Source organism: Ruminococcus flavefaciens, from assembly GCF_900119075.1.
GTDB classification, from domain to species: domain Bacteria; phylum Bacillota; class Clostridia; order Oscillospirales; family Ruminococcaceae; genus Ruminococcus; species Ruminococcus flavefaciens_Q.
Map to the genome: position 1 here is coordinate 74,309 of NZ_FPIP01000011.1, position 13,167 is coordinate 87,475.

The following is a 13,167-nucleotide window of genomic DNA, read 5'->3' on the forward strand; positions in this document are numbered from 1 at the left end:
ATTCCCGAGGAAATATCGGCGTTGATATTGATTGTCCTGCTTATTCGTCCTTTTTATCCTGCTCTTCAGCAAGCTTGTCAAGGTCTTCAAGCTTTTCGGTCTTGCCATTTTTTTCAGCCTTTACGAGGACTTCATTGATATCTCCGACAAGTGTGATGATATCGTTGATGGACTTATTGATAGTCTCTGAGCTCTCGTTTGTGGTGGTAACATTATCATCGAGGGCGCTGAATGCGTCGATAGTTGTTTCAAGGATAGATGTGAGCTGTGATACGCTGTCTGCGTCCATAGTGGAGTTATCGTTACAGAAGGTAACAACGTTTTCGAGAAGGTCCTTAACTACGGCAGCTCTCTCGCTGGTAGCTGATGTGGACTCGCCGATATTCTCCATATTATCGGTAATATTTGCAACATTCTCCTTGAGCTTGTCAGAAAGTGCGAGAACTTCCTCTGTTATCTCAGCAAGCTTCTCGTTCTGTCTGTTCAGTACGGAGTGTCTTGCAAGGAGCACAGACTTAGCATGAACGATACAGTTATCGGGAGTATTGAGACCTCTGTATATAGCGATAGCCATATCGCGGCAGGTGTCATATCCGCAGGCATGACAGTCGTAGGAGCGCTCCTCCTCGGTATGCATACCCATTTTCTCGAATATAGGCTGGAGCTGATTGATATTCGGGATAGGTGACGGCATAGAGGGCTTGTAGTTTCTCAGGAAGTCAGCCACGCGGAGCTCGTCATCGAATTTCTTGAAGAGCTTGTCGTCGCCTCGTCCCATGATACCGCCTGACTTACGGCGGCCCTTAGCCTCGTTTTCGATAGCTCTCATAGTTGTCATAGCGTCGAAAACCGTCTGCTTTGTGCCCGAAGCAGGTCCGATATTACATCCGAACTCGCATGAGAGAACGTCGAATATTCTCGGGTGCTTTGACTCAGGCATTCTGCTGTACATCTCTATCTCGGAATAAACCTTGTGTACGCCCTCTGAGTTGGTGATGTTAAGGTCGGGATCGTGGAGCCACATATTGTCTCTGAGTCCGCCGGGACGTGAGTAAATAGCGCCCATCTGTCCCTGAGGCTCGTCGAACTTGTACTCATAGTCCTCAGAGGTGTCTATAGCGATATTGATATCGTTTCTGTCGAAGTATTCAAGGAGCTTCTTGATAGTAACGTTGTACTCAAAGAGCTCTGTATCCTGTGCCTCATACTTCTCAGCGATACATGGAGAAATGAGAGCGATAGGATTGTTTCTTCTCAGGTACTTCTTTATGTAGATAGCACTGCACGCAACAGGGCTGTGGATAGGTGAAAGGTTCTGTAAAAGCTTAGGCTGGTACTTTTCTACGTACTTTACGATAGCAGGACATTGCTGAGTAACGATATTGCCTATCTTGTCCTGATCCATAGTTCTGACATGAGCCCATGTGCAGATATCAGCACCGAAAGAAACGTCGAATATAGTACAGCCCTGCTTCTTGAACCAGTCAAGAACGCCCTTCCACTTTGTGGGCAGAACTGTCTTTATAGCAGGAGAAGCCATGATTATAAGCTTTTCCTTGATGATATCGGAAATACAATCGTCGGTATCGTCGATATAGTCTCTTGCTCCGTGAGTACACTTCTTTACGCACTCGCCGCAGCCGATACACTTGTCATGGTTTACCATGGTTATGAAACGTCCGTCCTCAAGCTGCTTTACGATATTAGCCTCGGGAGCCGGACATTCTCTTACGCAGGCATTACAGCCGACGCACTTTTCGGGTTTTACAATGATCAATTCACTCATATTATATAAACTCCTTACGACATTAAAAAATCAAACATTACTTATTCTTAAGAGAATTTGCCTTTGCTGCCAAAGCTGCAAGGTCAAGCTTGCCGCCCTTTTTCTCGCCGTTCTGCGGCTTTTCGGCATTATCCCCTTCGGCATTTTCAGAAAAACTCTCATCTTCCTTATCACTCTTGTCGTCTTTCTTGCTGCCGATCGAGTCAGCCATCTGCTTGAGCTTATCCAGCTCCTCCTGCTTTTTGCGCTTATCCTCGTCGTTATGTATCTTTTCTGAAAGAGTCATCGGTTTTTCGGGTATATCAGGCTGTACAGCCTCGGGTATCTTGAATACGGGAACTCCGCCCTGCTTAAGAGCCTCCTCGGTCTTGTTAAGGCAGTTGTCAGCCTCTACCAACTTTGTAACGCCCACATTGCGGAAGCCTTCAAGGGCGTCTCTTACCTTGGCCATGTGCATTTTGAGGGTATTTACGTCCTCCAGCACAGAAGCTCTCAGGTTATTTGAAGCCGCGCTCATCTGCTCGGCTTTTGTCTGTGCCTCTGCGATAGTCTCGGCAGCAGTTCTCTCTGCCTCGAAGATTATCTGCTGAGCCTCTACGTTTGCGTCTGAGACGATATTCTCAGCCAGCTTTTTTGTCTGGAACTCTATTTCCGCAGCCTTAGCCTTTGCAGTGCCCTCCAGCATGGAAGACGACTTCTGCGCCTCGATGAAGACATTGCTCAGCGCCATAGCCTCGTCCTGAGCCATGAGAGCCGCGCACTTTGATTCGGTAGCCTTGAGCTTATCTTTAAGTTCAGCTATCTCGTCGTTAAGGTCTTTTACCTGCTGAACATATTTCTCATTCTCGTCGTCAGTAGCCTTTAGCTTCAAGTTAAGGGTATTATTCTGGACCTGCACCTGTGTGAGCTTTGCACGCTCCTCTGAAAGCACGGCTTCGAGAGCCTTTTCCTCGTCTGTTCCTTTTTTATAAGCTTCAAGCAAAAGCTTAGTCTCTCTTAGCTCGTTTCTCAGGTCATGCACCTGCTCGTTGAGGTACTCCATGCGTCGTATAACAGATTCTTTTTCATATCCGCCGAAAGTGACTGTTTTAATAAATCTTGTTTCTGCCATATCAATATCCTCCTTGAACCACCCGACCGAAACCTAAGTCTGCGCACTTATCGAGTATGATATAGTAATATTATACACCAAAAAGACAATATAGTCAATAAAAAAACTGCACAAAAAACAGGGCGGTTTTATGTAAACCGCCCAATATATGTCAACTGATGATCTGTCTTTGGCTTTTAATCGTCTTCTCTCAGTATTTTCTGTACCTCTTCATTATAATATAAGCCCAGATCAAAAAGCTTATCCGCCTGTTTACGGGTTATAATGCCGCGGTCAGTAAAGACGAACTGTCCGTGCTGACGCTCCTTGCCGTTCCATGAGTCTATTACCTGAAGCCAGCCTTTTTTATCAAGGGCTGTCTCGGGAAATCTCATATCAGGGTAGAATTTCTGGGCTATCATCTTGGCGCACTTTGCATGATTGGTAAATGCACAGGAGTAGGTATCGCCCTCGGGAGATATCCAGCCCAGCTTGAAATCGGGGGAATTCTTGGCGAACATATCCTCAAGCTCCAGGGGAGACTCCTTGTCTGTTTCCACCACCTGCAAAAAATGGGGATCGTTCTCACGGAATCTGAAATAGCCGCCCCTGCCGTCGAAAACCACGGGGAGCTGTTCCTCGGTTATGATATCCTCAAAGCCTGTGCCTTCAAGAGCTTCTAAAGTATCAGCGTACTGATAGCAGTACTTTCCCGTAGCCGATCTGTACACTGCGAACTTTTTCACTCTTAACACCTGCCTTTCATAAATATCCGTGTGTGTATATTTTACCACCTTTCCAATTATATGTCAATCTTTTTTACCCAAAAGGTGCAAAAAAAGCGGCTGTCAATGCTGACAGCCGCAGTTTTTTATTATAATTTAGATATTCATTACAGTAGTTATCATGTTACCGCCGTTCATCTTAGCGTTTCTCATAGCTGTATCGAGCTTAACGAGAACGGAGTTGACGTTGAGGCAGTCGCCCGGCAGGTAGTGGTAAACAGCGCCTGAGCATGGAAGCTGAACCGTAAGGTTGAGCACCTCGTAGGGGCTGCTCATTACACGCTGGATATTCTGTGCAATACCTGTTGCCTGGCTCTCTGAGATATTCTTGTTGAATACGAAGCAGAACTCGTTACCTGTGATATTGTAGATCTCTGCAACATCGCTGAACTCCTGCTTGAGTCTCTCGGAAACAGCTGCGAGGTACTCATCACCGAAGTCATAGCCGTAGGTATCGTTGATGCTTCTGAAGTTATCCATATCGAATACAGCGATCTGGAATCTGCCTGATTCAAGTCTGTCGCTGAGGTCGTTATCAAGAGCATAACGGTTCTTCATACCTGTAAGAACGTTCATAACAGCAAGGTCGCTTGCCTTCTGACGTGTATTCTTGAGCTTTGCATCGACCTCTGCAAGCTTCATCTCTCGCTCTTCCAGTTCCTGTCTTGCCTTCTTTGCTCTTCTTGCGAACAGCCATACAGCAAGCTCAGCGAGGATAGCGATTATCATCATGATAGTCATGAGGAGGTAGGACTTTGCAGTATTCTTTGCATTCAGCTTTGCGGTGTCCATATTAACTATATCGATAGTAGATGTAAGCATCTCTGAAGCTGTGACCTGAAGCGGATAAAGTTCAAAGTTCATGACATCTGACATAGCGTCCTTATCACCTGACATAACCGTACCTGTACCGAGACCATCAAGTGTCCTCTTATAGGTATCGATCATTGCCTTAGCGTAGCTGTATCTCTTTGTGACCTCGGGAGATACGCCCTCGACAGACTCGAACTGTGCCTCAGCGTCCTGAATATTTGCATACAGACCGTCTGTCTGAGCGATGAGAGCCATAGGACTTCCAACGCCTGCAGCGATACTCAGTGAGTTCTGGTTGAGCTCTGAAAGATAGCTGTGGATTCTGTTAAGAGAATTCATACAGGTCGATGTCGTCTTTGAGGTCTTCATATTGCTCGAATAGATATTCTCAACGAGGAGCGTATTGATTATATAAATGACAGCGATAAGGATAGCAGCGAAAACATATCCGCCCGAACCTTTTTTACTTGAAGCTTTTGCCATACTTATCCACCTCCATTATAATTTTTCGGAATATTTATCAGGATACAGGAGAAGCTGTATATACTCTTCATTCATGTTTCCTGCATTTACGAATGTAACGCCTGTATCCAGCTGAGGAGCTGTGCCGCCTCCCTGAACGTGCTGCTTAGCGTATCTTACACCAACGTAGCCGATGATGTATGGGTTCTGAAGGATAACACCATCGAGAACGCCTCTTCTGATGTAAGCAAGCTCTTCCTCGTCAGAGTTATAGCCAACAATTGTGATCTTGCCTGAAAGACCGAGCTCTTCAACAGCTGCGCAAACACCCAGTGTTGTGTTTGTATTTGTTGCGAAGAGGATAGAGAAGCCGTTTCCGTCTGTTCCGAGGAGCTTCTTTGTAGCTTCCTTTGCTTCATCTACTCTTGAGCAGCGATCTGTCTGTACAAAGTTCTTCTTTATCTGTGCCAGCTTACGCTCGCCTTCAGCCTTGGTCTCTGCCTCGTGCTGTGCAACAACTCGCTCAGCCCTTTCGAGCTCTGTAAGGTCCTCTTCATTTACATCAGCTGCCTGCTCGCCCTGAGCACCCTGTGCACCCTGTGCACCCTGAGCGCCTGCCTGTGCCGCCTGTGCACCTGCCTGAGCGCCTGCCTGAGCTGCCTGTGCTGCTGCAGCAGCGTCGCCGCCCTGAACGCCTGCGGGAGGACCGCCCTGAACGCCTGCGGGAGGACCGCCCTGTCCGCCTGCTGCTGCGAGAGCTGCATACGGATTCTCCTCAGGTACCTCGATACCATTGGCCTCTGCAATTTTATTTGTCATTCTGGTTATAAAGCCGTTGATACGGTTCTCTGCTGTACCTGCGGTATGTCCTATGATACCGATCTTGCCAACATTTGCAAGGTCGCCGCCCTTGTTCTTATAAGCAGCTATTGCATTCTTAGCAGCAACGGTACCACCGTCAGACTCTGACGAACCGATACGTGAAGCAAGCAGTTCGTTCATTGAAGCATCGATCTCCGAGTTGATAACAACTACCTTGATACCGCTGTCGATAGCCTTTGTAAGAGCCTCGTTAAGATCCTTTTCACTGTTAGGAGCTATTACGATAGCCTTTGCCTTTTTGTTTATAGCGTCATTGATAGCGGCGATCTGTGTAACGTAGTCGTTATCACCGTCGGCAACGGTATATACCATATCATAGCCGAATTCGTCGCAGGCGTCCTGAGCGCCCTTCTTTACGTCGTCCCAGAAACTGAGCTGCTGCTTAGTGATAACAGCGATTGTTCCGCCACCGCCCTGTGAACCTGGAGGGCCTGTCTGTTTCTGTCCGCAGCCACCTGTTACGAGCATTGCAGCAGCAAGTAAGCCTGCTGCAGCTGACTTGAACGTACTTCTTTTTTTCTTGTTCATATGCTGAACCTCCTTATTGATCAATTATACCTGAAACCGCCGCAGGATATCTGCTTGATATTCCATTTACATCCTCATATCATGGAACTTATGAGCGTGCGGCATTACCCCTGTCAGGCTATAGATTGATATCCATAACATATTCTAACACATTTTTATCTGAATTTCAACAACAATTTGTAAAAACATCATTCGCGCGATATACAAAAATATCAAATTATTTGTATGCATTTTAAACAATTTTATACGACGGGTTTATTCCACAAATAAGTATACAAATATTGGCTCAGCCAATTCCGAGAATAATATTTTTTCCCGATATTACGCCCTGTAATGAACTTAAAAAATTTGCACAAATACAAGGCTCGGTTTTTGTAAAAGATAATTCAATTTTGTTTTTCGCCTTTCATTTCCCTTGACATTAAAATAGAAAAGTGTTATACTAAACGTGATAACAATATAAATACGCATATTTAACTTTGCGCTGCTATATTTTTAAGTCAGGAGGAGAGATCATGCAATGCGAGAAATGCAACGCACCACTTGACCCTAAGCTTTCTGCCTGCCCGCAGTGCGGTGCTCCTGTACCGCAGAATATCGAGGGCTTTGAAAACACTATGGAGTTTCAGCATGAGCTTAGATCGATCGTTGTTAACGACGGCACCAGAGCCGTTGCCAATAAAGACAGGTTCATAGGTCTTCTCAGCGATCATATCCCCGATTACGACAAGGAACGCCGCTTACTTATTAATATGTATAACATGGGTGTGCTCAAGATCCTTCTCGAGGATAAGAACCATGAGATCGCTGTTATGAAAGCTAAAAGCTTTATGCTCGGCGACCTTTTCCTTTCGGAGAATGCCTCCGAATTCGTTGTTGCCTGCTTTACATATCTTCTTGGCTGGCCTTACGAATCGCATCTTAAAGTTCTCCCCGAAAGTGAGGACGACAGCGATAAGAAGACTGAGGAGGTTAAAAAGCGGCCTGTCGATATCAACGAAATGGTTTTCATGCCGCGTAACGCTCTGAGATACAGGCTCAGCGGAAATATCACCATTCCCGACGGCTATACAAAGCTTGAAGCTTTCTGCTTCGATAAGTTCGGTTCGCTCAGAACTATCCAGCTTCCCTCTACGCTCCTTGCTATCGGAGAATATGCTTTCTCCTCATGTAAGCGTCTGAGAGGTCTGGAGCTGCCCGAAGGTCTGAGAATAATAAAGCAGGGCGCATTCAGCCAGTGCTCAAATCTGGTAGTTGTAAAGATACCTGACGGTGTTCTTGAAATTGAGGACAGTACATTCTCATTCTGTACAAGCCTCGAGGTCATCGAGATACCGCCAAGCGTAAGCAGTATAGGAGCAGAAGCATTCTCGGGCTGTGATAAGCTCAGAAAGCTCTTCTTACCCGAAAGCATCAAGTTCATCGACGCAAATGCTTTCTCATACTGTCCCAATCTTGTTATCTACTGCATAGAAAATTCATACGTTCATAAATACTGTTTAGCCACTGGAATAAGGTTCAACCTCGTGACCTCGGCTGAAGAATATGAGCTTGACTAATAAAAGAAAGGATGAGATCATATGATAGAGCTTGAAATAGGTCAAGAGGTCGAAATGGAATTCGGCGGCAAAGCCAAGGTGCTCAGCGTTATCGGCAGCGGTGGTCAGGGTATTGTTTACCTCGTCCGCTTCAACGGTCAGAAATGGGCGCTCAAATGGTACGACATCAATAAGATGAGCAAGCCTGCCGCTTTCCGTAAGAACCTCCAGAACAATATAAACGACGGTCCGCCCAGCAACAAGTTCCTCTGGCCAAAGTACCTCACCAAGGAAGCAGAGGACGGTACGTTCGGATATATCATGGAGCTCAAGCCCGAGGGCTTTGATTCCTTCGTTGATATCCTCAATACCTATAAGCTGGAGATCGATCCGCTGACAGGACGCGGAGTTAAGCGCCCTGTAAAATTCAACACACTCAGCGCTATGGTGACCTGCGTCATCAATATCGTAAACGCTTTCCGACAGCTCCACCGTGCTGGTAAGAGCTATCAGGACCTTAACGACGGCGGCTTCTTTATTAATGTTAATACAGGTGCCGTTCTCGTCTGCGACTGTGATAACATCGCCCCTGACGGAAGCAACTTCGGTATCGGCGGTAAGCCGGGCTACATGGCGCCTGAGGTCGTAAGAGGCATAGCTCAGCCTAATGTCCAGACCGATAAGTATTCTCTCGCAGTAGTGCTCTTCAAGCTTCTCTTCAGAGGCGATCCTATGGAGGGCGAAAAGGTAGTCCGCGACGTCTGCCTTACAGAGTCCTCTGAGCTCAAGCACTACGGTCAGAACGCAGTTTTCGTGTACGATCCCGATGACGACTCTAACCGTCCAGTAAGAGGTATCCACGACAACATCATCAAATTCTGGAGAATCTATCCCGATTATATAAAAGACGCCTTTATCCGTTCATTCACCACAGGCGTCAGCGATCCTACAAAGCGTATCATCGAGAACGAATGGCAGAAGCTGTTCATACGCCTTAGATCAGAGATCATACAGTGCGGCTGCGGAAGAACAAACTTCAGCTCAATGTTTATTCATCAGAATGAAAAGACATTCAAGTGCCCGAAGTGCGGAATGGAATTCGTGACTATCGGATTCAGCAACCGCGATTACCGCACACCCCTTTATCTTGGCTGCAAATTCTATACCTGCGAGATACTCCCCGAATCCGACGACTTTACAGCCGTTGCAGGCGAGCTTGTTGAAAATAAGCTCAAACCGGGCGTTCTCGGTATAAAGAATTGCTCCGACAGACAATGGAAGGCTAAGATGCCCGACGGAAAGTTCTATGACATAGCTCCCGGTAAGGGATTCCCTGTTTGGCAGGGGCTTGAGATCGATTTTGGCGAAGTAAAAGCACAGATCTAATCTGCTTAGCCAAAGCAGTAATACTGAAAGGATGTATTAAATTATGAGCAATGAACGTGTTACAGAACCTGAGGTAAATGCAAACGCTAATCCTCTGGATGATTTCGATACAAAAGAAACTGTATCTACAGCTCCCGAGTCCGATAACAGCATTCTCGATTTTGACGACGATCCCCTCAGCGCTACAAGCGTTTCCAAAAAGAGCCTTGTAATATTCTTCCTTATAGATACATCAGGAAGTATGAAGGGAAAGAAAATGGGCGAGCTCAATACCGTTATGGAAGAGCTTATCCCCGAGATACGCAGAGTCGGCGAAGCTGATACAGAAGTAAAGGTAGCTGTCCTCACTTTCTCTACAGAGGTAAGATGGATGTACTCCAATCCTATCCCGATAGAGGACTTTGAGTGGGCAAGACTCCGTGCAAGCGGCGTTACCAGCATGGGCGCAGCTTTCAAGGAGCTCAACCACAGAATGTCAAGAAACAGCTTCCTCAATTCACCCTCACTTTCTTTCGCTCCCGTTATCTTCCTCATGACAGACGGTTATCCGTCAGACGACTATAAGGAAGGTCTCAGAGAGCTCCAGACCAACAGCTGGTATAAATTCGGACTTAAAGCCGCTCTCGGTATAGGTCAGGAAGCTAACGATAATATCCTCGCTGAGTTCACAGGCTCAAAGGATACCGTTGTTCACGCATATTCAGGCGGACAGCTGGCTCAGATGATCAAGATCATCGCCGTTACATCGTCACAGATAGGCAGTAAGAGTATGACTCTCTCTGACGATACAAGTCATGAGCTTGCAGAAGAGGACGTTTTCGCTGCAAAGCAGAAGCTCCTCGGTCAGCAGATCCAGGAGCTGGTAAGCACCCAGACAGACGGAGACGACGTGCCCTTCGATACAGGCTGGTAATATTTCAAAACTTCTGAGGAGGACTGAAAAATTATGTTCAACGGCTTCAGCCATTCGGTCATGGGCGCAAGTCATGAAAAGACCAATCTCGTTTGCCAGGACAGCTCTGCTTTCAAGGTGGGCGATCACTACGCTATAGCTGTAGTTGCTGACGGACACGGAAGCAAAAAGCATTTCAGAAGCCATATGGGCTCTAAATTCGCTGTTGAAGCTGCTATAGAGGCTATCGACAGATTCTATGAGGACCGCGAGGCTTTTGAGAAAAATCTTCCCGTCAATCATAAGCTCATCATTAAAAATATCGAAAAGCAGATAATCTCTAACTGGAATATGAAGATCGATAAGCATCTTGCTGAAAATCCCGTTACCGATGAGGAGAAAAGCAAATTTACTCCCGAGGAATTCGAGGCTATTCTGCCTGAGTCTTACTACGGCTCTACACTCGTTGCCGCCGTTGCAGGAGATGATTATACATTCGGCGTACAGATCGGCGACGGAAGTCTCGTAGCTATCTTCGATGACTGTAAGGCTGTTATGCCAATGGAATATAACGAATCTGCTCCTGCCAATGTTACCGCTTCTGTGTGCAACTCAAATGCTGCAGGTATGTTCAGCAGCTTCTATGCACCAAAGAAAAAGCTTATAGCTCTTTACGGCTCTACCGACGGACTCTATACGTCCTTCGGCAGCGAGTACGATTTTCTCGATTACCATACTATAATCACAAGCCAGCTGGCTAATCTCGATACCTTCAAGGAGGTCATCAAGAATAATCTGGCTAAACGTTCCCGTTTTGGTACAGAAGACGATATATCCCTCTCTTGTATCTATAACGAGGAGCTGCTCAATGAAAAGCTCGACGTTCTGAAAAAGAAGGTCGAAGAAAATAAACAGGCAGCTGCCGACCGTAAGGCAGCTCTGCTGAATAAAAAAGTATGACATAAGCCTTGATCTTCATAAACGCATAGGCAGCGTTTAATAAATTAAGAAAAGTGGTGTTTTTTATGGAAATAGGTTCTTTCTACAACACAGCTAAGAATTTTGCGGAAACTCTAAAGGAAAAAAGACCTGAGCTGGTGAATTATGACGCCAATCTCTGCCTCATAATCGCTGATTCTGACGAGATCTATTCGGGAGTGTCCACTGTATCCATAAACGAGGGCACAGTTGAAGAGGTTCCCGCTGAAAAGATCGCAGTTATGTCCATTATTACTGCAAAGCACGTTATTGCAAAGCAGATGATCGTCATCTCTCTTGATGACTACAGCTATTTCAAACCTGATGAAGAGGCTCTTTCTCTTCTCGTAAATTCAAGCGTTGACAACAGCAGCTGTAAGGTAGTTCTTTCTCCAGATGAGGAAGTTATCGCTACTACTATAGTTCCTGCCGACGCAGCTCCTGATTTCCTCAGCGGCTACGACGAGTCAGAATTAGGCGCTCCTGCTGATTTCGCAAGCGGTATCGACGTCGATGACGCTAATCCGTTCAATAAAGAAACCAATAATCAGGACGCAGCTAATTCCCTCTATGAGAACACTGAGGCAGCTCAGCAGCAGGGCGCAAGCGGTTTCCCAAATGTTTACGGACAGCAGGGTTATCCTCAGCAGCAGGGCTACCCACAGCAGGGCGGCTTCCCACAGCAGCAGGGCTATCCTCAGCAGGGCGGCTTCCCACAGCAGGGCTATCCTCAGCAGGGCGGCTTCCCACAGCAGGGTTATCCTCAGCAGGGCGGTTATCCTCAGCAGCAGGGCTATCCTCAGCAGGGCGGCTATCCTGCACACGGCGGTTATCCCCAGCAGGGCGGCTATCCTCAGCAGGGCGGCTTCAATAACGGTATGCCCAATAATATGTATCAGCAGCCTATGAACGCTGCTCCATACAGACAGGGTTATGCAGGTCCTTCCGTTCACGGCGGAAATATGAGAAGCGTTTATCAGCAGAGTCAGAGCGTAAGCGTTACTCTCACCTCAAAGTCAAACGGCGAGAGCGCTTACAAGAAGAGACTCAGCAATTTCCTTGACGATGATGATGCGGATACAACAGGTGCAGCAGGCGGCGATGGAATGTCCAAGGAAGATATGCTCAAGCAGGCTAAGGACAGAAAGAAAGTCGCAAAGGCTAACTTAAACTTTAAGAAAAAAATGTGAGTTTGACCAATATTGACATATTATTTTTATAAAGGTTTAGGTATTGCTTTTTTTGTTCACATATGTTATAATTATTTTATCTCAAAAAGATAAACTTTTTCCGAAAAATCAAATCTTACGACATTTTCTGCGTTCATTCGCAGTGTCGATATATTAATCCGCGTTAAGGAAAGGGATTGCTATGAATTATTTGCTTAATATTGATGAAGCGATAGACCGAAAGTTCCTTGTGACCAAGGCAATGAGAGGTCAGGCTGACATCGGTACTATTATCCACGTAATGGACGCCGAGCAGCAGGGACAGGCTGTAATAGTCTACTACCGCGTCACAAGGTATAATGAAAAATTCCACGATTATCAGGATTATACGGCAAAGTTTGAAAATCTTGCCGCATTCTGCAAATGGGCTCAGCCCGATAACTTTATCGCTCGTAATTACGAGTGCTTCAGTATCAGAGATATCCAGCACTACATCAAGGTAAAGAACAGAAGCTTTGCTTCATTCTGTCTGCCTATCATACTTGTAGCTGCAATTATCATCTGGGTGGCATTGGCACTGCTGATGTTCAAGACTAATCTTATTGTCGGCGTCATTATTGGTGCTGTACTTACTCTGCTGGTCATCGTACTGGCATTCTCACTGCTGAAAATGCAGAAGAAAAAGGAAAAAATGCGATTGTACCGTAAGGTCAGCGCAGGTTGGGGCGTAGTATTTGAATAAGCTCCGCGTCTGTCGCAAAATGCTTCATCACCAGAAACGTTACAATGCGCTTTCCCTTTAAAGCTAAAGATAAATGCCCTTTGAGGAAACTCAGAGGGCATTTTTATATTTATAAA

The 13,167-nt window shown here is 46.1% G+C and carries 11 protein-coding genes; 6 read left to right on the plus strand and 5 right to left on the minus strand.

Annotated elements, in window-relative coordinates:
• Positions 1 to 40: 40 nt before the first annotated feature.
• From BT105_RS13735 to BT105_RS13755, 5 genes are all read right to left on the minus strand, one after another.
• Positions 41 to 1,786, minus strand: coding sequence for a [Fe-Fe] hydrogenase large subunit C-terminal domain-containing protein (locus BT105_RS13735; protein ID WP_081367921.1), 1,746 nt, complete (start codon positions 1,784 to 1,786; stop codon positions 41 to 43).
• Between the two features lie 37 nt (positions 1,787 to 1,823).
• Positions 1,824 to 2,897 carry a GumC domain-containing protein gene (locus BT105_RS13740; RefSeq protein ID WP_072301262.1) on the minus strand — a complete coding sequence of 358 codons (1,074 nt, stop codon included), beginning with the start codon at positions 2,895 to 2,897 and terminating at the stop codon, positions 1,824 to 1,826.
• Between the two features lie 176 nt (positions 2,898 to 3,073).
• Positions 3,074 to 3,622, minus strand: coding sequence for a hypothetical protein (locus BT105_RS13745; RefSeq protein WP_072301263.1), 549 nt, complete (start codon positions 3,620 to 3,622; stop codon positions 3,074 to 3,076).
• A gap of 135 nt (positions 3,623 to 3,757) precedes the next feature.
• A complete protein-coding gene (locus tag BT105_RS13750; protein ID WP_072301264.1) occupies positions 3,758 to 4,957 on the minus strand; it encodes a GGDEF domain-containing protein in 1,200 nt (399 codons plus the stop codon).
• Positions 4,958 to 4,972: 15 nt separating this feature from the next.
• Positions 4,973 to 6,346, minus strand: a complete 1,374-nt coding sequence (locus BT105_RS13755; RefSeq protein ID WP_072301265.1) for a sugar ABC transporter substrate-binding protein — start codon at positions 6,344 to 6,346, stop codon at positions 4,973 to 4,975.
• Between the two features lie 515 nt (positions 6,347 to 6,861).
• Between BT105_RS13755 and BT105_RS13760 the strand changes: the two genes are divergently transcribed.
• From BT105_RS13760 to BT105_RS13785, 6 genes are all read left to right on the plus strand, one after another.
• Complete coding sequence (locus BT105_RS13760; protein WP_072301266.1) at positions 6,862 to 7,905, plus strand: leucine-rich repeat protein; 1,044 nt, start codon at positions 6,862 to 6,864, stop codon at positions 7,903 to 7,905.
• 21 nt (positions 7,906 to 7,926) lie between these two features.
• Positions 7,927 to 9,270, plus strand: a complete 1,344-nt coding sequence (locus tag BT105_RS13765) for a protein kinase domain-containing protein (protein WP_072301267.1) — start codon at positions 7,927 to 7,929, stop codon at positions 9,268 to 9,270.
• Between the two features lie 43 nt (positions 9,271 to 9,313).
• A complete protein-coding gene (locus tag BT105_RS13770) occupies positions 9,314 to 10,183 on the plus strand; it encodes a vWA domain-containing protein (protein WP_072301268.1) in 870 nt (289 codons plus the stop codon).
• 33 nt (positions 10,184 to 10,216) lie between these two features.
• Complete coding sequence (locus BT105_RS13775; protein WP_177243995.1) at positions 10,217 to 11,122, plus strand: PP2C family serine/threonine-protein phosphatase; 906 nt, start codon at positions 10,217 to 10,219, stop codon at positions 11,120 to 11,122.
• Positions 11,123 to 11,187: 65 nt separating this feature from the next.
• Positions 11,188 to 12,330, plus strand: coding sequence for a hypothetical protein (locus BT105_RS15135; RefSeq protein ID WP_177243996.1), 1,143 nt, complete (start codon positions 11,188 to 11,190; stop codon positions 12,328 to 12,330).
• Between the two features lie 181 nt (positions 12,331 to 12,511).
• Positions 12,512 to 13,051: a hypothetical protein gene (locus BT105_RS13785; RefSeq protein ID WP_072301270.1), complete on the plus strand. Its 540-nt coding sequence runs from the start codon at positions 12,512 to 12,514 to the stop codon at positions 13,049 to 13,051.
• Positions 13,052 to 13,167 lie beyond the last annotated feature (116 nt).

Bases quoted from the DNA above. Each gene is read 5' to 3' on its own strand.
- BT105_RS13735 (WP_081367921.1), bottom strand. From the start codon at position 1,786: ATGAGTGAATTGATCATTGTAAAACCCGAAAAGTGCGTCGGCTGTAAT.
- BT105_RS13740 (WP_072301262.1), bottom strand. From the start codon at position 2,897: ATGGCAGAAACAAGATTTATTAAAACAGTCACTTTCGGCGGATATGAA.
- BT105_RS13750 (WP_072301264.1), bottom strand. From the start codon at position 4,957: ATGGCAAAAGCTTCAAGTAAAAAAGGTTCGGGCGGATATGTTTTCGCT.
- BT105_RS13755 (WP_072301265.1), bottom strand. From the start codon at position 6,346: ATGAACAAGAAAAAAAGAAGTACGTTCAAGTCAGCTGCAGCAGGCTTA.
- BT105_RS13760 (WP_072301266.1), top strand. From the start codon at position 6,862: ATGCAATGCGAGAAATGCAACGCACCACTTGACCCTAAGCTTTCTGCC.
- BT105_RS13765 (WP_072301267.1), top strand. From the start codon at position 7,927: ATGATAGAGCTTGAAATAGGTCAAGAGGTCGAAATGGAATTCGGCGGC.
- BT105_RS13770 (WP_072301268.1), top strand. From the start codon at position 9,314: ATGAGCAATGAACGTGTTACAGAACCTGAGGTAAATGCAAACGCTAAT.
- BT105_RS13775 (WP_177243995.1), top strand. From the start codon at position 10,217: ATGTTCAACGGCTTCAGCCATTCGGTCATGGGCGCAAGTCATGAAAAG.
- BT105_RS15135 (WP_177243996.1), top strand. From the start codon at position 11,188: ATGGAAATAGGTTCTTTCTACAACACAGCTAAGAATTTTGCGGAAACT.
- BT105_RS13785 (WP_072301270.1), top strand. From the start codon at position 12,512: ATGAATTATTTGCTTAATATTGATGAAGCGATAGACCGAAAGTTCCTT.